The sequence below is a fragment of the Actinophytocola sp. genome, assembly GCF_045807065.1.
Taxonomy (GTDB): domain Bacteria; phylum Actinomycetota; class Actinomycetes; order Mycobacteriales; family Pseudonocardiaceae; genus Actinophytocola.
Window position 1 is genome coordinate 1 of the sequence record NZ_JBJMIE010000207.1, and the last position, 21,944, is coordinate 21,944.

18 protein-coding genes, 2 pseudogenes and 1 riboswitch are annotated in these 21,944 nt (G+C 70.7%); of the genes and pseudogenes, 12 read left to right on the top strand and 8 right to left on the bottom strand.

The window, feature by feature from the left end; genetic code table 11:
• Window positions 1-65 precede the first annotated feature (65 nt).
• Window positions 66-1,646 carry a dolichyl-phosphate-mannose--protein mannosyltransferase gene (locus tag ACJ73U_RS12015; RefSeq protein WP_407777656.1) on the bottom strand — a complete coding sequence of 527 codons (1,581 nt, stop codon included), beginning with the start codon at window positions 1,644-1,646 and terminating at the stop codon, window positions 66-68.
• Window positions 1,647-1,704: 58 nt separating this feature from the next.
• On the opposite strand from ACJ73U_RS12015, the gene rsmI reads away from it, so the two are divergent.
• Window positions 1,705-2,538 carry a 16S rRNA (cytidine(1402)-2'-O)-methyltransferase gene (gene rsmI, locus ACJ73U_RS12020; RefSeq protein WP_407777657.1) on the top strand — a complete coding sequence of 278 codons (834 nt, stop codon included), beginning with the start codon at window positions 1,705-1,707 and terminating at the stop codon, window positions 2,536-2,538.
• A 58-nt stretch (window positions 2,539-2,596) separates the two neighbouring features.
• Entirely contained in the window at window positions 2,597-3,580 is a 984-nt protein-coding gene (locus tag ACJ73U_RS12025) for an aldo/keto reductase (RefSeq protein ID WP_407777658.1), read from the top strand.
• A 47-nt stretch (window positions 3,581-3,627) separates the two neighbouring features.
• Here the strand turns inward: ACJ73U_RS12025 and ACJ73U_RS12030 are convergent, their stop codons facing one another.
• The 4 genes from ACJ73U_RS12030 to ACJ73U_RS12045 form a co-directional block, all read right to left on the bottom strand.
• The gene (locus ACJ73U_RS12030) at window positions 3,628-3,939 is read right to left on the bottom strand and encodes a hypothetical protein (protein WP_407777659.1); all 312 of its coding nucleotides are present in this window, start codon (window positions 3,937-3,939) and stop codon (window positions 3,628-3,630) included.
• Window positions 3,940-3,954: 15 nt separating this feature from the next.
• Window positions 3,955-4,722: an ABC transporter permease gene (locus ACJ73U_RS12035; protein WP_407777677.1), complete on the bottom strand. Its 768-nt coding sequence runs from the start codon at window positions 4,720-4,722 to the stop codon at window positions 3,955-3,957.
• 53 nt (window positions 4,723-4,775) lie between these two features.
• Entirely contained in the window at window positions 4,776-5,765 is a 990-nt protein-coding gene (locus tag ACJ73U_RS12040; protein WP_407777660.1) for an ATP-binding cassette domain-containing protein, read from the bottom strand.
• Between the two features lie 74 nt (window positions 5,766-5,839).
• Window positions 5,840-6,397, bottom strand: a complete 558-nt coding sequence (locus tag ACJ73U_RS12045) for a TetR/AcrR family transcriptional regulator (protein ID WP_407777661.1) — start codon at window positions 6,395-6,397, stop codon at window positions 5,840-5,842.
• A 79-nt stretch (window positions 6,398-6,476) separates the two neighbouring features.
• On the opposite strand from ACJ73U_RS12045, the gene ACJ73U_RS12050 reads away from it, so the two are divergent.
• The gene (locus tag ACJ73U_RS12050; protein WP_407777662.1) at window positions 6,477-7,580 is read left to right on the top strand and encodes a cytochrome P450; all 1,104 of its coding nucleotides are present in this window, start codon (window positions 6,477-6,479) and stop codon (window positions 7,578-7,580) included.
• Here ACJ73U_RS12050 and ACJ73U_RS12055 read toward each other — a convergent pair whose 3' ends face one another.
• Window positions 7,581-8,213: a PadR family transcriptional regulator gene (locus tag ACJ73U_RS12055; protein WP_407777663.1), complete on the bottom strand. Its 633-nt coding sequence runs from the start codon at window positions 8,211-8,213 to the stop codon at window positions 7,581-7,583.
• A gap of 59 nt (window positions 8,214-8,272) precedes the next feature.
• On the opposite strand from ACJ73U_RS12055, the gene metG reads away from it, so the two are divergent.
• From metG to ACJ73U_RS12090, 7 genes and pseudogenes are all read left to right on the top strand, one after another.
• Window positions 8,273-10,066 (top strand): methionine--tRNA ligase, encoded by a 1,794-nt coding sequence (gene metG / locus ACJ73U_RS12060; RefSeq protein ID WP_407777664.1) that lies wholly within the window; start codon window positions 8,273-8,275, stop codon window positions 10,064-10,066.
• A gap of 1 nt (window position 10,067) precedes the next feature.
• Window positions 10,068-10,925 (top strand): TatD family hydrolase, encoded by an 858-nt coding sequence (locus ACJ73U_RS12065; protein ID WP_407777665.1) that lies wholly within the window; start codon window positions 10,068-10,070, stop codon window positions 10,923-10,925.
• A gap of 262 nt (window positions 10,926-11,187) precedes the next feature.
• The gene (locus ACJ73U_RS12070; RefSeq protein ID WP_407777666.1) at window positions 11,188-12,693 is read left to right on the top strand and encodes a transglycosylase family protein; all 1,506 of its coding nucleotides are present in this window, start codon (window positions 11,188-11,190) and stop codon (window positions 12,691-12,693) included.
• A gap of 228 nt (window positions 12,694-12,921) precedes the next feature.
• Window positions 12,922-13,383 (top strand): annotated as a pseudogene (locus ACJ73U_RS12075) (ribosomal RNA small subunit methyltransferase A); the annotation flags it as partial.
• 321 nt (window positions 13,384-13,704) lie between these two features.
• A pseudogene (locus ACJ73U_RS12080) lies at window positions 13,705-14,211 on the top strand (ribosomal RNA small subunit methyltransferase A); the annotation flags it as partial.
• A gap of 85 nt (window positions 14,212-14,296) precedes the next feature.
• Window positions 14,297-14,387: riboswitch (SAM riboswitch) on the top strand.
• A 219-nt stretch (window positions 14,388-14,606) separates the two neighbouring features.
• Complete coding sequence (locus tag ACJ73U_RS12085) at window positions 14,607-15,605, top strand: methionine ABC transporter ATP-binding protein (protein ID WP_407777667.1); 999 nt, start codon at window positions 14,607-14,609, stop codon at window positions 15,603-15,605.
• 68 nt (window positions 15,606-15,673) lie between these two features.
• The gene (locus ACJ73U_RS12090) at window positions 15,674-16,636 is read left to right on the top strand and encodes a 4-(cytidine 5'-diphospho)-2-C-methyl-D-erythritol kinase (protein ID WP_407777668.1); all 963 of its coding nucleotides are present in this window, start codon (window positions 15,674-15,676) and stop codon (window positions 16,634-16,636) included.
• A 365-nt stretch (window positions 16,637-17,001) separates the two neighbouring features.
• Here the strand turns inward: ACJ73U_RS12090 and ACJ73U_RS12095 are convergent, their stop codons facing one another.
• Complete coding sequence (locus tag ACJ73U_RS12095; protein WP_407777669.1) at window positions 17,002-17,538, bottom strand: DUF6886 family protein; 537 nt, start codon at window positions 17,536-17,538, stop codon at window positions 17,002-17,004.
• A 36-nt stretch (window positions 17,539-17,574) separates the two neighbouring features.
• Here ACJ73U_RS12095 and ACJ73U_RS12100 point away from each other — a divergent pair, with 36 nt between their 5' ends.
• Window positions 17,575-19,344 carry an ATP-binding cassette domain-containing protein gene (locus ACJ73U_RS12100; RefSeq protein ID WP_407777670.1) on the top strand — a complete coding sequence of 590 codons (1,770 nt, stop codon included), beginning with the start codon at window positions 17,575-17,577 and terminating at the stop codon, window positions 19,342-19,344.
• Between the two features lie 19 nt (window positions 19,345-19,363).
• Complete coding sequence (locus ACJ73U_RS12105) at window positions 19,364-21,037, top strand: fatty acyl-AMP ligase (RefSeq protein ID WP_407777671.1); 1,674 nt, start codon at window positions 19,364-19,366, stop codon at window positions 21,035-21,037.
• Window positions 21,038-21,292: 255 nt separating this feature from the next.
• On the opposite strand, the gene ACJ73U_RS12110 is transcribed toward ACJ73U_RS12105, so the two are convergent.
• Complete coding sequence (locus tag ACJ73U_RS12110) at window positions 21,293-21,460, bottom strand: hypothetical protein (protein ID WP_407777678.1); 168 nt, start codon at window positions 21,458-21,460, stop codon at window positions 21,293-21,295.
• Between the last annotated feature and the right edge of the window lie 484 nt (window positions 21,461-21,944).

The window sequence follows — 21,944 nt, forward strand, 5'->3', positions numbered from 1 at the left end:
GACCGTTGGACACGCGGGTCCAGACGGTTGGACACGCGGGTCCGGGCCGTTGGACACGCGGGTGGTCAGCGCCAGGAGGGGAGCCACAGTTCCTGTTGCCAGTGGGCCTCGGTGATCGAGTCGCCGTTGAGGATGGGCCACAGCCAGACGAAGTTGGCGACCACGATGCCCACGTACAGGGCCACGACGAGCAGACCTGTCCCTCGGCGTTCGTACCCGTCGCGGACCGTGCCCATGATCTGGCCGAGGACCAGCACGATGCCCAGGACCAGGAACGCGGCCATCGGTGTGGCGTAGAAGAAGTACATCTGGCGGTCGAGGTTGGTGAACCACGGCAGCAGGCCCGCCAGGTAGGCCACCACGACCGCCGCGTAGCGCCAGTCCAGGCGGGCGATCATGCGCCACAGGCCCCAGCCGAGCACCGGCAGCGACACCCACCACAGGGCGGGGGTGCCGATCAGCATGGTGGCGCTCACGCACCGCTGCTCGCCGCAGGAGACCGTGCCGCCGTTGTAGTAGTAGAGCATCGGCCGCAGGCTCATCGGCCACGTCCACGGCTTGGACTCCCACGGGTGCTGGTTGGTCACCGGGGTCACCAGGTGCTCGTGGAAGTTCAGCACGTTGCCCGAGTACTGCCACAGCGACCGCAGCGCCTGGGGGATGAAGTCGTACCAGCCGTGGTGCACCGACTCGTCGGCCAGGTGCCGGTCGACGCCCGTCTCGGACGTCAGCCAGCCCCACCACGTGGACAGGTACACCAGCAGGCCGACGACCACGAACGCCCACACGCCCGGCAGCACGTCCTTGACCAGCGCGCCGCGCCACGGCCGCTCGACCCCGGCCGCGCGGCGCGCGGTGGCGTCCCAGAACACGGTGAGCAGGCCGAACGCCATGATGAAGAAGACACCCGACCACTTGGACCCGCACGCCAGCCCGAGCGACACCCCGCCCAGGAACCGCCACCAGCGGAACCCCAGCCACGGGCCGTGCACCGACTCGGTCGCCCAGCCCTCGCGGACGGCGACCGCCAGCCGGTTGCGCACCTGGTCCCGGTCGAGCAGCAGGCAGCCGAAGGCCGCCAGGACGAAGAACGCGAGGTAGATGTCCAGCATCCCCATGCGGCCCTGGACGTGGGACACCCCGTCGCAGATCAGCAGGACGCCGGCGATGCCGCCGAGCAGGGTGGACCGGGTCAGCCGCCGCGCGATCCGGATGATCATCAGGATCATGAGCGCGCTGCACAGCGCCGCCGTGAACCGCCAGCCCCAGGAGTTGTAGCCGAACAGCCACTCGCCGAGCGCGATGAGCTCCTTGCCCACCGGCGGGTGGACGGTCAGCTCGTAGGCCGGGTTGTCCTCGTAGCCGCCGTTGCGCAGCATCTCCCACGCCTGCGGCACGTAGTGCTTCTCGTCGAAGACCGGCGTGCCCTCGGGGTCGGTCGGGAAGCCGAGGTTCTGCAGCCGCACGAACCCGCCGAAGACCGCCAGGAAGCCGGCGACCAGCCACGCGCGCAGCCGGTCGGCGGGCATCGGCTTGCCGATCAGGTGGATCTCGGCGAGGTCGGCTTCGGACAGCGGTCGCCCGCCGGCACCACTCAGGCTGGGGGAAACCACAGCCTCGCGATCGACGGTAAGACTCACGGGCAAGGATCGTAGGCGGCGCCGTGTGGTGCCCGCGTCTGGATCACCAACTCGGAGCAGTGCGATGACTGAACACGGCAGGCTCGTCCTCGCCGCCACCCCGCTCGGCGACTCGCGGGACGCCTCCCCGCGCCTGGTCGAGGCCCTGGCCACCGCGGACGTCGTCGCGGCGGAGGACACCCGCAGGACGCGCGCGCTCGCCGCGGCCCTCGGCGCCGCGCCGGCCGGCCGGCTCGTGTCCTTCTACGACGCCGTCGAGACCAGCCGGCTCGGCGGCCTGGTGGCGGCCGTCGAGGGTGGCCAGACGGTCCTGCTGGTCACCGACGCGGGCATGCCGAGCGTCTCCGACCCCGGGTTCCGCCTGGTGGCGGCCTGCGTGGCGAAGGACCTGCCGGTCACCTGCCTGCCGGGGCCGTCGGCGGTGACCACCGCGCTGGCGCTGTCCGGGCTGCCGTGTGAGCGGTTCTGCTTCGAGGGCTTCGCGCCGCGCAAGGACGGCGAGCGGCGCCGGTTCTTCGCCGCGCTGGCCGAGGAGCCGCGCACGGCCGTGTTCTTCGAGTCGCCGCACCGGATCGCGGCGACGCTGGCGCTGGCCGCCGAGGTGCTGGGGGAGGAGCGGCGCGCGGCGGTGTGCCGGGAGCTGACCAAGCCGTACGAGGAGGTCCGCCGGGGCGGTCTGCGTGAGCTGGCGGACTGGGCGGCGGACGGGGTCCGCGGTGAGATCACCGTGGTCCTCGCCGGCGCCGAGCGGCGGCGGGAACAGGACATGGACGCGCTCGCGGCCGAGGTGCGTCGCCTGGCCGACGGGGGCATGCGGCTCAAGGACGCGGCCGCACAGGTCGCCGACGCGTCCGGGGTGAGCAAGAAGGCTCTCTACGACGCCGCTGTTCGCGGTTGACCTGGAGCGTGCTCCAGGGTGTTTGCTGGGGCAACCACAAGCGAAGGAGGAGAAGCACGTGGTTGGCAAGCGAATGCTCGGCGACCTGGAGGTTTCGACGCTCGGGCTCGGTTGCATGGGGATGTCCGCGACGTACGGCCCCGCGGATGACACCGAGTCCGTCGGCGTGATCCACCGGGCGCTCGAGCTGGGCGTGAACTTCCTGGACACGGCCGACATCTACGGCGTCGGCCACAACGAGGAGCTGGTCGGCCGCGCGATCGCGGACCGGCGCGACCAGGTGGTCCTGGCGACCAAGTTCGGCATCAGGCGCGTGGTCGGCGGCGGCGCCGTCGAGGTCGACGGCAGCCCGGAGTACGTCCGCGCGGCGGTCGACCGCTCGCTCGGCCGGCTCGGGACCGACACCATCGACCTGTACTACCTGCACCGGCGTGACCCCGACGTCCCGATCGAGGACACGGTCGGCGCGATGGCCGAGCTGGTGACCGCCGGCAAGATCCGGCACCTCGGCCTGTCCGAGGTGAGCGCGGAGACGCTGCGCAAGGCGCACGCCGTGCATCCGATCACCGCGCTGCAGTCGGAGTACTCGCTGTTCAACCGGGGCATCGAGGACGAGGTCCTGCCGGTGGCCCGGGAGTTGGGCGTCGGCGTGGTGCCGTACTCGCCGGTGGGCCGCGGACTGCTGACCGGTGACCTGGACACGTTCCGCAACCTGCCGGAGGACGACTTCCGGCGCGGCCTGCCGCAGTTCCAGGGCGAGAACCTGGAGCGCAACATCGCGCTGGCGGAGCGGGTGATCGGCGTCGCGAAGACCCTCGAGGTGACACCCGTTCAGGTGGCGCTCGCGTGGCTGCTGGCACAGGACGAGCACATCGCCCCCATTCCCGGCACCAAGCGGGTGAAGTACCTGGAGGAGAACGCGGGCGCGGCGCAGGTCGCGCTGACGCCGGACCAGCTGGCGGAGATCACCTCCGCCATCCCGGCCGGCGCCGTCGCGGGCGACCGCTACAACTCCGAGGGCATGCGCGCGGTCAATCGCTGACATCCGGGAAGGGCACCCGTGGGACCTCGCACGTCCACGGGTGCCCTTCAGGGCAGTTCGGCGAGGGCGGCGGTCCGGTGGACCACCGTCACGTCGCTCTCGGTCAGCATCGCGAGCGCCTCGGGCTCGACCTTCGCGGCGGTGACGTCCGAACCCGCGAAGGCCTCGATGGCGGCCAGCGACGCCCACATGGTGTGGGCCGTCAGTTCGACCACCTCGCCGAGCGGCCGGGTCAGGAGCAACGCGCCCCGGAAACCGGCCAGCGCGCGCAGCTCCGGCAGCAGCGTCTTCTCGAAGTAGTGCTGGTAGTCCGCCGCACCGGCCCCGGTCGCCCGTGCCGACCACGTCCTCACGATCATGGGGTGAGTCTTACCTCAGGCGTTCTCCTTCTGGAAGGTCCGCGCACCCCACCACACGGCCAGGACCGTGATCACGAACAGCACCACGCTGCCGGTGAGCAGCCCGTCCGCCGAGTAGTCGCCGCGGAACGACGCCCGCTCGGCGTCCATGACGTGCGCGAACGGGTTGATGCGCGACAGCACGTACAGCCAGCGCGGCGCCAGGTCGGTCGTGATCGGGATGAGGATCCCGGTGAGCAGCAGCAACGGCACCGAGATCGTGGTCAGCAGCGCCGGGAACGCCTCCTCGCTGCGCACCAGCAGGGCCATCGCGTACGAGCTGGACGACAGCGTGATGGCCAGCAGCATCACCATGACCAGGCACAGCAGCACCCCGGCGAACGGCGCCCGCATCCCGAACACGAGGTAGGCCACGAGCAGCAGCAACAGCGCCTGGAACAGCAGCTGGACGGTGTCGTGCAGCACCCGCCCGAGCAGCAGCGCGAGCCGGCTCACGGGCGTCACCCGCATCCGTTCGACCACGCCGTGGCGCAGGTCGCCCAGTAGCGCGAAGCCGGCGAACATGCTGCCGAACAGCCCGAGCTGCACCAGGAGACCCGGGGCGAGGACCTGCCAGCTGTCGCCGGGCGGAAACCCGGGGGTGCTGGCGACGATCTTCTCCATCAGCGGCCCGAACAGCAGCAGGTACAGCAGCGGCTGCATGATGCCGATCAGCACCCACGCGGGGTTGCGCAGGGAGATCGCCATGTGCCGGCGGAACACCAGCCAGGTCTCACGCGGCATGCCGCCCCCTCGCCGGCCGCGGGCGCCGGAACGCTCCGTGACGTCCTGGGTGTTCATGACTCGCTCCCCGAGTTCCGCTCATCGTGGCCCTCCTCCGCGTCGCGCAGGGTGCGGCCGGTCATGGCGAGGAACACGTCGTCCAGCGAGGGCCGCTGCACCTGGATCGACGTCATGGCGATGCTCTTCGCGTCCAGTGCCCGCAGCAGCTCCGGCAGCGCGGTGTCGCCCCGCGGCACCCGGAACCGGACCGTGCCGTCGGGCGACGTGGTGACCTCCGACGCGCCGGGCAGGCGACCCGCGATCTCGGCGGCGTCCGCGACCGACTCGGGTGGCACCGCCACGACGACGCCGTCGCCGGACAACCGCGCCTTCAGCTCGTCGGGCGTGCCCTCGGCGACGAGCTGGCCGTGGTCGATGACGAGGATCCGGTCGCACAGCGAGTCGGCCTCGTCGAGGTAGTGGGTGGTCAGGAACACGGTCACGTCGTGCTCGCCGCGCAGCGAGCGGATGTGCTCCCACAGGTTCGCCCGGCTCTGCGGGTCGAGGCCGGTGGTCGGTTCGTCCAGGAACACCAGACCGGGGGAGTGGATCAACCCGAGTGCGATGTCCAGCCGGCGCTTCTGCCCGCCGGACAGGGTCTTGACCAGCCGTTGCTCGAGCCCCTCGATGTCGAGCTGGGCGGCGAGCTCGGCGCCGCGCCGGACGGCGTCGGCCTTCGGGAGCCCGTAGAACCGGCCCTGGATCTCGATCTCCTCGATCACCCGGCACTCGGGTGCCGTGCCGCCGCCCTGGGCGACGTCCCCGATCTTCGTGCGCACCCCGACCGGGTCGGCGAGCAGGTCGACGCCGCCGACGGTGGCGGTGCCGGCGGTCGGCCGCAGCAGTGTCGTGAGCATCCGCAGTGTGGTCGTCTTCCCGGCGCCGTTCGGACCGAGGAAGCCGACCAGCTCCCCAGCGTGCACGTCGAGGTCCACTCCGCGGACGGCCTCGACAGCACGGCCCCGGGACCGGAAGGTCCGAGCGAGGCCGCGAGCTTCGATCATGTCTGCCCTTTCTGGTAATCAAATTTGACTAGAGTCCGGACAGCATGGCTTGTCGACTACGCCAAGTCAAACCCCTAATCCTTCTGGGCCGCTCGGACGACACCATCGATGGCGGCGACGACACGCTCCGCGGCGTGCTCGGGATCGGGTTGACCGGCGTCGAGCCAGGCGATGACGGCCTCCTGTGCGACGGTCGGGATCAGCCGCGCCGCCCAGTCGCGCCAGGCGGGCTCCGGGATGGCGGCGTCGAGGTAGTGGTGGGCGATCGCGGTACCCGCGTCCCGCATGCGGTCGACGACGTCCCGGAACTCCGGCTCGCGTGCGGCGTGCCGGAACAGCAGCCGGAAGCCGTCCGGATCGGCCGCGGCCGCGTGGACCAGCTGGGTGACGCTGCCGCCGTCGTACTCGCTCCCGACGGTGCCGGCGAGGTGGTCGCGTGCCCGGTCGAGCACCGCCCGGTACAGCTCGTTCTTCGAGGTGAAGTGCCGGTAGAGGATCACGTGCGTGACGCCCGCCGCGGCGGCGACCTCGTCCAGCCCCGTGGCCGCGTAACCGCCGCGGGCGAAGGCCCCGGTGGCCGCGGCCAGGATCTGCTCGCGCCGCTCGGCGCGCGGTAGCCGTCGGGCGACCACGGGCACCTCCTTGTTCAAGTCGGACTATACAAGTAGCGTTGTTTACATCCTCTTATACAAAACCACCTTTACTTGGAGCGTGGCCGTGACCATCCAGCGGACGCACACCCCGGTCGGCGACGAGGCGTGGCAGGTCACCGGCCATGCCGCCGTCCGGGGCCTGCTCGACGACGACCGGCTCGGCCGGTCCCACCGGACCCCGGAGACGGCCGCGCGCACGGGCGAGTCGGCGTTGTTCGGCGGCCCGCTCGGCGACTTCGACACCGAGTTCGCCGACCACGCCCGCATGCGGGCGCTGCTCCAGCCGCACTTCTCGCCCAGGCGGATGCGTGCGCTGGCGCCGCGGGTCGAGGAGCTGACCACCCGCCTGCTCGACGACCTGGCCGAGCAGGGTCCGCCGGCCGACCTGCACGCGGCGCTCGCGGTCCCGCTGCCGGTGCTCGTGATCTGCGAGCTGCTCGGCGTCCCGTACGACGACCGCGACCAGTTCCGCGCCTGGACCGACGACATCGGCAACACCCGGGACGGGGCCAGGTCGCAGCGCGCGCTCGGGGAGCTGTTCGCCTACGGCCAGGAGCTGGTCGCCCGCAAGCGGGATGAGCCGGGCGACGACGTGCTGTCCCGGCTCTGCGCGACCGGAGGCATGACCGATCCCGAGATCGCCGGCCTCGGGATGGCGCTGCTGTTCGCCGGGCACGAGACGACCGTGGTCCGGATCGGCATGGGCGCCCTGCTGCTGCTGAGCAACCCGGAGCAGTGGCAGGCGCTGGTCCACGATCCCGGACTGGTGCCGAACACCGTCGAGGAGATCCTGCGTACCGCGACGAAGAGCGGCGGCACCGGCCTGCCCCGCTACGCCCGCACCGAGCTGGAGTACGACGGCGCCGCCATCCACACCGGCGACCTCGTGCTGCTGAACCTGAGCTCGGCCAACCACGATCCCGAGGTCTTCCCCGAACCGGAACGCGTGGACGTCACCCGCCCCGCCGGGCCGCACCTCACGTTCGGCCACGGCGCCCGGTACTGCCTCGGTGCCCCGCTGGCCCGCATCGAGCTGGGGGCGGTGTTCACCCAGCTGCCCAGGCGGTTCCCCGGCCTGCGTCTCGCCGTGGACCCCGCGGAGGTGCGGCTGCGGGAGGACACGCTGACCGGCGGACTGGTGGAGCTGCCCGTGCGGTGGTGATCAGGCCTCCGCCGGCGGCGCACCCATCGGCGGCGCTGGGGACGGCGGCGCGCCGAACTCGGCGCCCTCGTCGTCGGCCATCACGTACTTGCCGGACTCGAGCCGCTCGACCAGTCCGCGCAGCCACGCCTCCTGTGTCTCCACGGCCCCCACCCACAGCCGGTACAGCTCCTCGACGTGCTCTGGCTGGCCCCAGCTGGTCCCGTTCTCCAGCACGTTCTGCGCGGTGGCGCGATAGCCGGCCACCTGCGTCAACCGGTGCCGCAGCAGGCTCAGCGCCTTGGCGCGGGGGAGTGCCGGGAGGAACGTCACGGCGGCGGCCAGCCGGAAGGAGCCCTGAGCTGAGTCGTCGCTGTCCGCCAGGTAACGCGCCACGAGCAGCTGGAACTCACTCTCGCCGACTTGCGTGAGCCGGTAGGCGGTGCGGTCCGGTCCGGCCGCGGGCGCATCCGTCGAGGCGACCTCGAGCAGCCGCTCGGTCGCCATCTTCTTCAGCGCGTGGTAGATCGAGCCGGGCGCCACGTTCGCCCACTTGTCCGCTGACCACGTCAGCAGCTCGCGGCGGACCTGGTAGCCGTGCGCGGTGCCGTACATCCGCACGACCCCGAGCACCAAGAGCCGCGTGGCGGACACCGCTTCCTCCTGACAACCCGTTCGTCCTCGCCCCCTGCTGCTCCGTAGGCTATTCGGGTATGAGCAACCCCGTGCTGACAGCGGTGGCCTGGCCCTATGCCAACGGCCCCCGCCACATCGGTCATGTGTCCGGATTCGGAGTCCCCTCGGACGTCTTCTCCCGGTACATGCGGATGGCCGGGCACAAGGTGCTCATGGTGTCCGGCACCGACGAGCACGGCACGCCGATCCAGGTCCAGGCGGACAAGGAGGGCGCCACCCCGCAGCAGACCGTGGACAAGTACGCCCGCCAGATCGGCAACGACCTCCAGGGCCTCGGGCTCTCCTACGACCTGTTCACCCGCACCACGACCGGCAACCACTACAAGGTGGTGCAGGACCTGTTCCTGGCGCTGTGGAAGAACGGGTACGTCGTCGAGAAGACGCAGCTGGGCGCCATCAGCCCGTCCACCGGCCGCACGCTGCCGGACCGCTACATCGAGGGCACCTGCCCGATCTGCGGCTACGAGAGCGCGCGCGGGGACCAGTGCGACAACTGCGGCAACCAGCTGGACCCGGCCGACCTGAAGAACCCGCGTTCGAAGATCAACGGCGAGGTCCCGGAGTTCGTCGAGACCGAGCACCTGTTCCTCGACCTGCCGTCCTTCGCCGGCGCGCTGGGGAACTTCCTCGGCAGCCGGCGGGACTGGCGGCCGAACGTGCTCAAGTTCAGCCTGAACCTGCTCGACGACCTCAAGCCGCGGGCCATCACGCGTGACCTGGACTGGGGCGTGCCGATCCCGCTGGACGGCTGGCGGGACAAGCCGATGAAGCGGTTCTACGTGTGGTTCGACGCGGTCATCGGGTACCTGTCGGCGTCGGTCGAGTGGGCGCGCCGGTCCGGCGACGGCGACGCGTGGCAGGAGTTCTGGACCAACCCGGACGCCCAGGGCTACTACTTCATGGGCAAGGACAACATCGTCTTCCACTCGCTGATCTGGCCGTCGCTGCTGCTCGGCCAGAACGGCGCGGGGGACAGGGGCGGCTCGCCGGGCGCGTTCGGCACGCTGAACCTGCCGACCGAGGTCGTGTCGTCCGAGTTCCTGAAGATGAGCGGGTCCAAGTTCTCGACCTCGCGCGGCACGGTCATCTACGTGCACGACTTCCTGCGCGAGTTCGGCCCGGACAGCCTGCGCTACTTCATCTCGGTGGCCGGCCCGGAGACCCAGGACGTCGACTTCACCTGGGAGGAGTTCGTCCGCCGGGTCAACTTCGAACTGGCCAACGAGTGGGGCAACCTGGTCAACCGGTCGATCTCGATGGCGCACAAGAACGTGGGCGCCGTCCCGAACCCGACCGCGGTGACGGGTGACGACGAGACGTTGAAGGCCCTGTCGCGGGACGCGTTCTCGGTGGTCGGCGGGCACCTGCGCAGCTCGCGGTTCAAGCAGGCGGCGAGCGAGGCCATGCGGGTGGTCAGCGCGGCCAACAAGTACCTGTCCGACCAGGAGCCGTGGAAGAAGAAGGACGACCCGGCCCGCCGGGACACGATCCTGCACACCGCGCTGCAGGTCGTGCAGGACGCGAACACGCTGCTCACGCCGTTCCTGCCGCACTCGGCGCAGAAGGTGCACGAGGCGCTGGGCGGTACGGGTGTCTGGGCGGCGCAGCCGCGGGTCGAGGACGTCGAGGACCTGGACGTGCCCGGCCGGATCAACCCGATCCTGACCGGTGACTACGCCGGTGAGGGGGCCCGCTGGGAGTCGACGCCCATCGAGGTCGGCCGACCGCTGGAGAAGCCTTCGCCGCTGTTCCCGAAGCTGGACCCGAAGCTCGGCGAGACCGGGCCGTCCTGGGCTCCCGTGACCGACTGACATGGCCGACCGCGAAGGGGAGCGCCCTCCGATCCCGGAGGCGCTCCCCGTTCCCATCGTCGACGCGCACACCCACCTGGACGCCTGTGGCGCGAAGACCGCCGCGGACGTCGTCGAGATGGTCGACCGGGCGGCCGCGGCGGGCGTCGGGCGGGTCGTGACGGTCGCCGACGACCTCGCCGCCGCTCAGTGGGCCGCTCGGGCCGCGACGTGGGACCCGCGGGTCTTTGCGGCCGTCGCCGTCCACCCGACGCGCACGGCGGCGTTCACGGACGCGGATCGGGGGCTCGTCGAGGAGCTGGGCCGCCGGCCGCGCGTGGTGGCGATCGGCGAGACCGGCCTCGACTACTACTGGGACTACTCGCCGCCCGAAGCCCAGCACGAGGCGTTCCGCTGGCACATCGACCTCGCCAAGCGGGTCGGCAAGCCGCTGATGATCCACGACCGGGACGCGCACGAGGACATCTACCGGATCCTTCTGGAGGAGGGACCACCCGAGAAAGTGGTCTTCCACTGCTTCTCCGGGGACGCCGAGTTCGCGCGGCGCTGTGTGGACCACGGATGGGTGCTGTCGCTAGCCGGAACCGTGACGTTTCGCAACGCGAAGGCCCTTCGTGACGCACTGGCAGTCATTCCCAATTGCCAGTTATTGGTGGAGACCGACGCGCCCTTCCTGACGCCGCACCCGTTCCGCGGGCGGCCGAACGAGCCGTACTGCGCTGCTTACACGTTGCGCGCGCTTGCGCAGTTCAAAGGGGTTTCCGTCGAAACTCTCGGTGCCGAGGTCGCCGCCAACGCGGAGCGGGTGTTCGACCTCCCTCGAACTACTGATGGTGAACCCGGCGGTCGCGGGGCGTGAGCAATGGGCCGATCAGGGGGTCAGAATTACTCCATTCGTGGAGTGACCAGGGTCACGACATCGGCCGATATGTTTGCGCAACCTGCCCACCCCCGTTACTGTCCCGTGACCGTACCCCGGACGAGGAAGTTCAGGGACAAACCCGCGGCTAGGCCGGCTCAGGTCGGGGACCGGTGGCCGACCGCGGGACGTCGTAACAAGCGAAAGCGCGTGGCCGCGCGGTAGTTGGGCAAGGCTGCGGCCTTCAGGAGGTATCGACCCTGTGATTGGATCCGGTAACAGACCTGGCAGTTCGGCGTTCGCCGACACTGACTGGTTCACCCCGGTCGAAGCCGGACCCGCGACGGCTGTTCTCAACGAGGACTTCCGTGCGTGGCGTTCCGAGTTCCCCGACTTCCACGAGCACGACGCCGACGAGAGCCAGTACTCGGGCTCCCTGTCGATCACCGACCACGACGTGCGGGTGGCCCTCGGCCCTCAGGCCGACGACCTCATGGCCGCCGCGAACGTCGACGTCGACGAGCTGATCCGGCTGATCAACGCCGAGACCACCGTCCTGCCGGTCATCCCGGACGCGCTGTCCGCCGACGGCACCGCGTACGAACTGCCGCTGGCCGAGCGGGACGACGCCCCGCCCGAGGTCATCACCGGCATCAAGCGGTGGAAGAAGTCCGTCCTCAAGGCGACGATCGCGTCGATCCTGGTCTCGCTGATCGGCGGCGGCGCCGCGGCGATCGCGATGAACAAGTCCATCACGGTCGACGTCGACGGCCAGGCGCACCAGGTCAACACGTACGCCGACACGGTCGGCGAGGTGCTCCAGGACGAGGGCATCAACGTCGGCAGCCACGACGCGCTCTCCCCGTCGCCCAACGCCGCGATCAACGACGACGGCAAGATCGTCCTCCAGCGCGGCCGCCAGCTCCACCTGAAGATCGACGGCGAGAGCCGGGACTTCTGGGTGCGCGCGACCACCGTCGGCGAGGCGCTCCGGCAGCTGAACCTGTCGACGGACGGTGCGAAGCTCTCGCAGTCCGCCGACAAGGAGATCCCGCTCAACGGGATGTCGATCGAGGTCAAGACCCTCAAGAACATCACGCTGTTCGACGGCGGGAACGCTCCGCAGGCGATCAAGACCAACGCGGTCACCGCCGGCGACCTGCTCAAAGACCTCAAGATGTCGCTCGGCCCCGACGACGCCATCGCCCCGGGCGCGGACGTCAAGCTGACCAACGGCGCCGAGGTGCGGATCACTCGCAACGGCGTCACGGTGGTCAACCAGACCGAGGCCATCGACCCGCCGGTCCAGAAGGTCGAGGACCCGAACGCCGACAAGGGCACCGAGGTCGTGGTGGACCCGGGCGTCGCGGGCGAGCGCATCGCGACCTACCGGATCACGATCAAGAACGGCAAGGAGGTCTCCCGCGAGGAGATCGGCTCCAAGACCACCAAGGAAGCCAAGCCGAAGGTCATCCGGGTCGGCACCAAGAAGCCCCCGCAGCCGGTGATCTCGGACGGCAGTGTCTGGGACAGCCTCGCGAAGTGCGAGTCCGGCGGCAACTGGGCGATCAACACGGGCAACGGCTACTACGGCGGCCTGCAGTTCAACGTCAGCACGTGGAACGCCAACGGCGGCGGCCAGTACGCCTCCCGTCCCGACCTGGCCACCCGCGAGCAGCAGATCGCCATCGCGACCAAGGTCCGCGACGGCCGCGGCGGCTACGGCGCCTGGCCTGCGTGCGCGCGCAAGCTCGGCCTTCCGACGTAAGAATCTCGTTCCCTGTGCTGTGGGCCGGCGCTCCCTGGAGGAGCCCGGCCCACAGTCATGTCGGCACCTGTCCGGACCTGACGGTTGTCCGCCACCAACACTGCCCGACCCGGATGTCTGGAGCTGACGACCGTCCGCACCTGGCGGCTGCCCGAAACTGTCGGTGCCTCGTGGGACGATGGAACCGGGGGCCGGAGGCCACTGGCCGAGGCTGGCTAGGCTCGCCGGGTGACCGAGGCCGAGACGAGCGCACTACTCGGGCCAGCCGAGATCCGACGGCTCGCCGAGGAACTTGAGGTGCGGCCCACGAAGAAGCTGGGCCAGAACTTCGTCCACGACCCCAACACGGTGCGCCGCATCGTGGCCACCGCCGCCCTGAGCCCGGATGACGTCGTCCTCGAGGTCGGCCCCGGCCTGGGCTCACTCACCCTGGCCCTCCTCCCGGCCGCTCGACACGTCGTCGCCATCGAGATCGACCCAACCCTGGCGAAACGCCTCCCCGAGACCGTCGCCGACCGCGCTCCCACCCTGGCCCACCGCTTGACGGTCCTGACCGCCGACGCCCTCCGCGTCACCGCGGACCAACTAGCCGTCCCCGCGGTCACCCCGGATACCAGCATCTCACCGACTGGCCAGGTCATCTCACCCACTGCCCAGGTCGCCTCGCCCACTGCCCAGGTCGCCTCGCCCTCCGGTCACGCCACCTCGTCCTTCGGCGAGGCCACCGCGTCCACCGGCCAGGCCACCGCGTCCACCGGCCAGGTCGCCTCGCCCACTGGCCAGGTCATCTCGCCCTCCGGTCACGCCACCTCGTCCTTCGGCGAGGCCACCGCGTCCACCGGCCACGCCACCTCGTCCGCTGGCCAGGTCGCCTCGTCCTCCGATCACGCCACCTCGCCCTCCGGCCAGGCCACCTCCTCCACCGGCCAGGCCACCGCGTCCTCCGATCACGCCACCGCGTCCTCCGCCTCGGCCTCTTCCGCTCCTGCCCGCAGATCCCTCGCGGTCCAGCCCACCTACCCCACCGCGCTCGTCGCCAACCTCCCCTACAACGTCTCCGTCCCGGTCGTCCTGCACCTGCTCGCCGAGCTGCCCACCATGACGAAGGCCCTCGTCATGGTCCAGGCGGAGGTCGCCGACCGCATGGCCGCCGCCCCCGGCGGCAAGACCTACGGCATCCCCAGCGTCAAGATCGCCTGGTACGCCGAGGCTCGTCGCGTCGCGACCGTGCCGCGCAGCGTCTTCTGGCCCGTCCCGAACGTCGACTCCGCACTCGTCCTCCTCACCCGCCGCCCCACGCCCGACGCCGACCGCGACGCCGTGTTCCAGCTGGTGGACGCGGCCTTCGCCCAGCGGCGCAAGACCCTGCGTGCTGCCCTCGCGACCTGGGCGGGCGGCGCCGACCGAGCCGCCGAGATCCTCACCCGGGCAGGGGTGGATCCGACCGCTCGCGGCGAGACACTCACCGTTGGTGACTTCGCCGCCGTCACCCGAATGGCGGGTAAGGCCCGGTCGTAAGGGATGTGATCTGCCAAATATCAGGACTTAATCTGCTGCTTGGCGGGTTGCAAAATGACGGGTCTGTCAGGTGTACTACTTGAGGTATCCATCCCGAGCGGCTGAGAGACCTGGCTCAAAGACGCCGCAGCAACCACCCTCCGAGGGGCAGGTGCTACCGCCAGGAGCGATGGAGGAGTGAGAACGGTGCAGATCCTCACCACCAGGCGGGTAATCGACCAGTGCCGTCGCACGGTCACAGGCTGTCGTCGCTGAACAGAGCTTGCGGAATGAGCGCCCTTGTCGCGCTCGTCACCCCGATCCGAGCCAGCTGACGATTCCCGGCCCCTGAGATGCGGGCCACTCACCACACGCGCGAGCCCCTGACGTCGCGCGAGCCTGGACTGGAGCACATCGTGATCACCGTCGAGAACCTGACCAAGTCGTTCCGAAGTACAACTGGCGCCGTCGTCGCGCTGGAAGACGTCAACCTGGACGTGCCGGCGGGGGTCATCGCCGGCGTCGTGGGCCCGAAGGGGTCCGGCAAGTCGACCCTCACCCGCGTGCTGGCCCTTCGCGAGCGCCCCGACAGCGGCGTCTTCCGCCTGGACGGCCTCAACACCGGCACGCTCGACCAGCGCAGCCTGCGTGCCGCGCGCTCCCGCATCGGCGTCGTCCCGGCCGGTGACTCGCTCCTCCCGCAACGCACCGCCGCCGGCAACATCGCGCTCCCGCTCGAGCAGGCCGGCATGGACGGTCCGCGGCGACGCGCGAAGGTCGGCAAGCTGCTCGACCTGATCGGCCTCACCGACAAGGCCGCCACCTACCCCGACCAGCTGACCGCCGGGCAGCGCCAGCGCATCGCCATCGCGCGGGCACTCGTCGGCGAGCCGGCGGTCGTGCTGGCCGACGACCCGACCGGCGAGCTGGACGACACCGGCGCGGCCGGTGTGCTGGCCGTCCTCGACCGCGCCCGCGCCGAGCTGGGTGCGACCGTGCTGGTCGTCACCCCGGACACGAACGTGGTGCGCAAGATCGCCGACGACGTCGCGGTGCTCGAGCACGGGCGCATCGTCGAGCAGGGCAGGCTGTTCGACCTGGTGCGTGACCCGGACAGCCGCGTCGCCCGGTCCGTGCTGCCCGCCATCGACACGAAGGCGCAGGGCGTCGCGGACGTCGTGCTGGTCGGCTTCGCGTCGATCGGCGCGCTGCTGCCGGAGGCCGCGAGCCGGTTCGGCACCGAGATCACCGTGGCGGGCGGCGGCGTGACCAAGATCGGTGAGACGCCGGTCGCCCGGTTCCGCCTGGCCATGAACGGCACGGACCGGGTGGACGCGGCGCTGGGGTGGCTGGCCGAGCGGGGTGCGTTCGTGCGGCGTGCGCTGACCGGACCGCAGGGTGTGGCGGCCGCGTGACGGCCGGGGTCGGCGTCGACGGCCGCTCCGCAAGGCTTCGCTCGGAGCCCTGCCCGTAGGCTGGTGGAGTGCTCGCAGTAGTGCCCCGCCCGGTGACCGTCCGGGTTCCGTCCAAGGTGAACCTGCACCTCGCGGTTGGTGACCTGCGCAAGGACGGGTTCCACGAGCTGACCACCGTGTTCCAGTCCCTGTCGCTCACCGACGAGGTCACGGTGGCGGTCGCGGACGAGCCGGGGGTCGAGGTCCAGGGCGAGGGCGAGGGCGCGGTACCCACGAACGGCGCGAACCTGGCGTGGCGCGCGGTGGAGGAACTGGCGCGCCACGTCGGTCGTGACGTCGGTGAGCTGAAGGTGCGGGTGCTGATCCGCAAGGGCATCCCGGTGTCGGGCGGCATGGCCGGCGGCAGCGCCGACGCCGCGGCGACGCTGGTGGGTCTCGCGAACCTGTGGAAGCTGGACGTCGGCCGCGACGAGCTGGCCGGGATAGCGGCCAACCTGGGCAGCGACGTGCCGTTCATGCTGCATGGCGGCACCGCCCTGGGCACCGGCCGGGGCGAGTCGATCGTGCCGTTCCTGTCCCGGCACACGTTCCACTGGGTCCTGGCCTTCGCACGCGGCGGCCTGGCGACCCCGAAGGTGTACGGCGAACTGGACCGCCTGCGTGCCGAGGGCGAGCCGCCCCGCGTGGGTCCCGTTGAGCCGGTCCTGGAGGCCCTGGCAGCCGGCGATGCACGTGAGCTCGCCCCGCTGCTGGGCAACGACCTGCAGGCGGCGGCGGTCTCACTACGTCCTGGCCTGCGACGAACCCTGCGCGCGGGCGTAGCGGCAGGCGCCTTGGCCGGCACGGTGTCCGGCTCGGGCCCGACGTGTGCCTTCCTGTGCGCCGGCGCCGACGACGCCCTGCGCGTGGCGGCCGAACTGTCCGGCGCGGGCGTCTGCCGAACAGTCCGCGTGGTACACGGCCCGGTCCCAGGCGCCCGGGTAGTAGGCGACGACGAGCCGAGGTCGGCCCCACCGCAAGTCCACGCCTGAACAGGCCGCCCCACACCCGGACGTCGACCTCGGCGGCCACCCGCGCGCCCTGACAACTCCCTCTTCAGAACACGAGCTATCCCCAAAAGCCCAGCACGCCTACACCCGGGCGGCCCCCTGCACCCGCGTCAAGGGTGCGCGGACACTCCACACGCGAATCGCCGAAATCGCGCCACAGTGGTTGAGACAGCCCCCACCCATCCCGGGGGCCGGCCCCGGTCCCATTCTACCGCCCAGCACCGACAAAAACGGCTCTCAAGATCAACAACGGGCGAGTTGTCCACAGGTCATACAGTTGTCCACAGATCGCCTTCGCGCGCCGGCCGACTCCACCGCCACCGAATAACGTGGTTCCCGGAGGCCACTCACGGCCTCGGTTTCGCGTTCCTCAACCGGATTCCGCTGAACCCCAGAGTCGTGCTCACCACGGCATCCCAGAAAGGCCACAAGTTGTTCAGGACGCGCAGCTGTATCCCGCATTCCTCGTGCAGCCGCAGCAGATCGCCGACTTCCTCCGGCGGTCCAAGCGGATCCACGGCTTTCGTTGACACATGGGCAGTCGGAACGGGGGTGCCAATCGGATAGAAATCGGTCGCCGGCAGGCGATACGCATACAACTTAATCGTGCGCATGGCTTCCAGCCAGCTGTACTCGATCGCGTGCACGCGATCACCGCCACCAGGGCCCAGCACTCGCTCGCGGTCGGCGCGGGTCGACGTCTCGGTCACCCATGCCATGGCGCGTGGGCAGTCGCGTGGGAACCAGTAGTCGGGGCAGCGGGCCGGGTCCACCGCCCAGACGTACGGCTCCGTCCACTGAGCCGTCGCCGCCACGTGGGGCTCGAACCGCTCGATGTTCGGGTCCTCGGAGAAGTGCAGCACCTCACCTGGTTGCGGGCGCATGCGGCCACCCTATCGAGGCTCGGTAACGTCAGTGTCGTGGTCAACCTGGTCAACCTCGAGTCTGTCGCCAAGAGCTATGGGGTCAAGCCGCTGCTCGACGGTGTCTCGCTCGGCGTCGGCGGCGGTGACCGGATCGGCGTCGTCGGGCTGAACGGCGGCGGTAAGACCACGCTGCTCGAGGTCATGGCCGGGATCGAGCCGGCGGACAGCGGGCGAGTGAGCCGGGTTCGCGACCTGCGGCAGGCCGTCGTCACCCAGCGGACCGAACTGCCGGAGGGCGCGACGGTGCGCAACGCGGTGCTGGACCCGCTCGGCTTCACGGCGGAGCACGAGTGGGCGGCGGACCCCCGTGCGCGGTCGATCCTCGACGGGTTGGGCATCACGGCCCTCGGGATGGACGCGCCGGTGGGAGACATGTCCGGCGGTGAGCGGCGTCGCGTCGCGCTGGCGGCCGCGCTCGTGCAGGAGCTCGACCTGCTGATCCTGGACGAGCCGACCAACCACCTGGACGTGGAGGGCGTGCAGTGGCTGGCCGACCACCTGCTGGCCCGCGGCACCGCGCTGGTCGTGGTCACCCACGACCGCTGGTTCCTGGACACCGTCTGCACCCGCACGTGGGAGGTCGTCGGCGGCAGGGTCGAGCAGTACGAGGGCGGCTATGCCGACTGGGTGTTCGCGCGGGCCGAGCGTGCCCGGCTCGCGGCGACCGTCGAGGAGAAGCGGCGCAACCTCGCGCGCAAGGAGCTGGCGTGGCTGCGGCGCGGTCCGCAGGCGCGGACGTCCAAGCCCCGCTTCCGCGTCGAGGCGGCCGAGGCGCTGATCTCCGACGTGCCGCCGCCGCGCGACTCCGTCGAGCTGCTGGCGTTCGCCAAGCGGCGGCTCGGGCGGACCGTGCTGGAGCTCGAGGACGTCACGCTGCGGGTCGGGGACAGGAACCTGGTCGAGCGGCAGACGTGGCGCATCGGGCCGGGCGACCGCGTCGGGCTCGTCGGGGTCAACGGCTCGGGCAAGACCACGCTGCTCCGGCTGCTGGCCGGCGAGACCGAGCCGGTGACCGGCCGGCGGGTGCAGGGCCAGACCGTGCGGATGGCGTACCTGACCCAGGAGCTGCACGACCTGCCCGAGTCGCTGCGCGTGCTCGAGGCGCTCGAGGAGATCGCGCGGCGGGTGACACTCGGCAAGCAGGAGATGTCCGCGTCGCAGCTGGCGGAGCGGTTCGGGTTCCCGGCCGCGCGCCAGTGGACGCCGGTCGGCGACCTGTCCGGTGGCGAGCGGCGGCGGCTGCAGCTCGCGCGCCTGCTCATGGCCGAGCCGAACGTCCTGCTGCTCGACGAGCCGACGAACGACCTCGACATCGACACGTTGCAGCAGCTGGAGGACCTGCTCGACTCGTGGCCGGGCACGCTGGTCGTCGTCTCGCACGACCGGTACCTGGTGGAGCGCGTGTGCGACACGGTGGTCGCGCTGCTCGGTGACGGGCGGATCACCGACCTGCCCGGCGGCATCGAGGAGTACCTGGCGCGCCGTGACGTCGCTCGCGTCCCGGCGCCGGCGCCGACCAGACCGGCGGCGGAGCCGACGAGGTCGACCGCGACGGAACGCCGTGCCGCGCAGAAGGAGTTGGCGCGGCTGGAGCGGCAGCTCGACAAGCTGACCAGGCGGGAGACGGAGCTGCACGAGGCGCTGGCCGAGGCCGCCACCGACGCCGGTCGGCTGCTGGAGCTGGACGCCGAGCTGCGTGCGTTGCTTGCCGACAAGTCAACTGTCGAACAACGTTGGCTGGACGTGGCGGACGTCGCGGAGTAGCGCCGATTAGGCTTGGTGCATGAGTCGTTTCGTCGACAGGGTGGTCGCCACGGCGAAGGCCAGTGACCGCGGTGTCACCACGGGGGAGCCCGGCAACCCGGTGCGCACCACCTGGGCACAGGTACACGAGCAGGCCAAGGCGGTCGCGGGCGGGCTGGTCGGCGACGGGTTGGCACCCGGCGACGCGGTGGCCGTGCTGGCCGCGGCACCTGTCGCGATCGGACCGGCCGTGCAGGCGGTGTGGCTCGCGGGCGGCAGTGTGACGATGCTGCACCAGCCGACGCCGCGCTCCGACCTGGCGCTGTGGGCCGAGGACACCGTGCGGGTGCTGAACATGATCGGCTCCAAGCTGGTGCTGCTCGGCGAGCCGTTCGACCAGCTCGGGCCGGTGCTCGACGAGCACGGCATCGGCTACCGCCTGGTGAACGACCTCGGCTCCGGGAAGCCGCTGGAGACGTTCGTCGAGGTCGACGAGGACGCGCCCGCTCTGCTGCAGCTCACCAGCGGATCCACCGCCGACCCGAAGGCCGTGCGCATCACCCACGGCAACCTGCTGGCGAACATCACGGCCATGGGACGCCGGGCCGAGCTGGACCCGGGGAACGACATCATGGTGTCGTGGCTGCCGATGTTCCACGACATGGGCATGGTCGGCTTCTACACGACGCCGATGACGTTCGGCATCGAGCTGGTCAAGGTGACGCCGGTCGACTTCCTGACCGCGCCGCTGCTGTGGGCGAAGCTGATCTCCGACCACGGCGGCACCATCACCGCCGCGCCGAACTTCGCGTACGCGCTGCTCGGCCGCCGCCTGTCCGGCGTGGACAACGACGACGAGTACGACCTGTCCACGCTGCGGATCGCCCTGAACGGCGCGGAACCAGTCGATGAGAAGGCCGTGGCGGCGTTCGTGAAGGCGGGTGCCCGCTTCGGTATGCCCGCGGAATGCGTCTTCCCGGCCTACGGCATGGCGGAGGGCACACTCGCGATCTCCTTCGCCCGCCCGATGATCGGCCTGCGCCTGGACAACGTCGACGCCGTGGCGCTGGAGGCCGAGAACCGAGCCACACCGGTGGCCGCCGACACGCCGGAGGCCGACCGCCGCACGTTCGCCATCCTGGGTCCACCCCTGGACGGCTTCGAGGCAAGGATCGTGTCGACAACGGACGGCTCGGTGCGCGGCCCCCGCGAGGTGGGTGAGATCCAGGTGAGGGGCGAGTCGGTAACCCCGGGTTATTTCACCGTGGACGGCCCACTGGCGACACAGGACGACGAGGGCTGGCTCGCCACCGGCGACCTCGGCTACACAGTGGACGGCGAGATCGTCATCTGCGGCCGCGCGAAAGACGTGATCATCCTGGCCGGCCGCAACATCTACCCGACGGACATAGAACGCGCGGCGACCTCCGTGGAGGGCGTCCGCGCCGGCAACGCCGTAGCGGTCCGCCTGGACGCGGGCACCCGCCGCGAACGCTTCGCGGTAGTAGCCGAATCCAGATTCGCCGACGACGCGGAAAAAGTGAAGACGCTCCGCAAGGACATAGGCGCAAGAGTCTTCGAAGCGGTGAACGCCCGCCCGTCCGCGGTACTGGTCCTCCCACCAGGAACCCTGCCCAAGACCCCGTCGGGCAAACTCCGCCGCGCAGCGGCCGGCGAACAACTGGCCGAGTCCATCAAAGCCGCAGCGTCATAACACACCCGGGCCAGCCGGCGGCGCGCCAAGCCCCAACAAGCGCGCCGCCGCGACTCCTCAACAAGCCAACCGCAGCGACTCCTCAACGGACCTATCGCCGCGATTTCTGAACGCGCGCCGCCCGGCTCTTCAACATGCGTACCGCTGGGACTGCTCAGCGTGCGGGCCGCCGCGATTCTTCAACGGCGTATCGCCGTGACCTTCTTCAACGCGCGCCGTCCCGGGGCTCTTCACCGCGCCGGCTACCGCGACTGCTCAACGGGCGCGTCGCATTAGTTCCTCGATCCACGCCTGCCGAACGGCGTCGACAGCTTCAACGTGATACCCCTGCCCAGCGGAGGTGCGGGAAAGCTCGACCTTGGCCACCTCATCGACACCGGCAGCAGCGTCGAGCTCCCCGAGCGCGGCGAGGACAACCTTCATGAGCCGCTCCACGTCCGCGGCTCGATAGCCCCGCTCGCCAGGTGCGGCAGGAGGAAGCGGCAGGACGAGGTGGTCCGGGTTCCGCCACCCCTCCGGCTCGGTCGATCCCTGAGGCCCACGCGACGCTGCCGTGGGCCTGTCCATCGCGCGGTCCGGTGGGGGAGGCGCTACCGCATCGGCGTCCGGCGTCGCCGCGGGAGGCGAAGCGGGTTCGGTTGAGGGGGCTGACGCTGCGGCCTGTGCGGTGATGGTCGGGTCTGGCGTTGATGGGTGAGCGTCGTCAGGTTCGTCGAAGAAGGTTGGCACCGCGTGTGATGTGGTGGTGCCGGGTGAGATGGTCGTCGGCACTTCCAAGGGGCCTGAGTGCGTGGGTTCGGCCTCGGGTGCTGTTGGGACGGTCGTGTCCCCACCGGAAGCCGGTGCCTTCGGGCGCGTCACGTCGACGGTCGGCTTCGCCGGGGCAGGTGGGGTTGGTGTGGCCGCT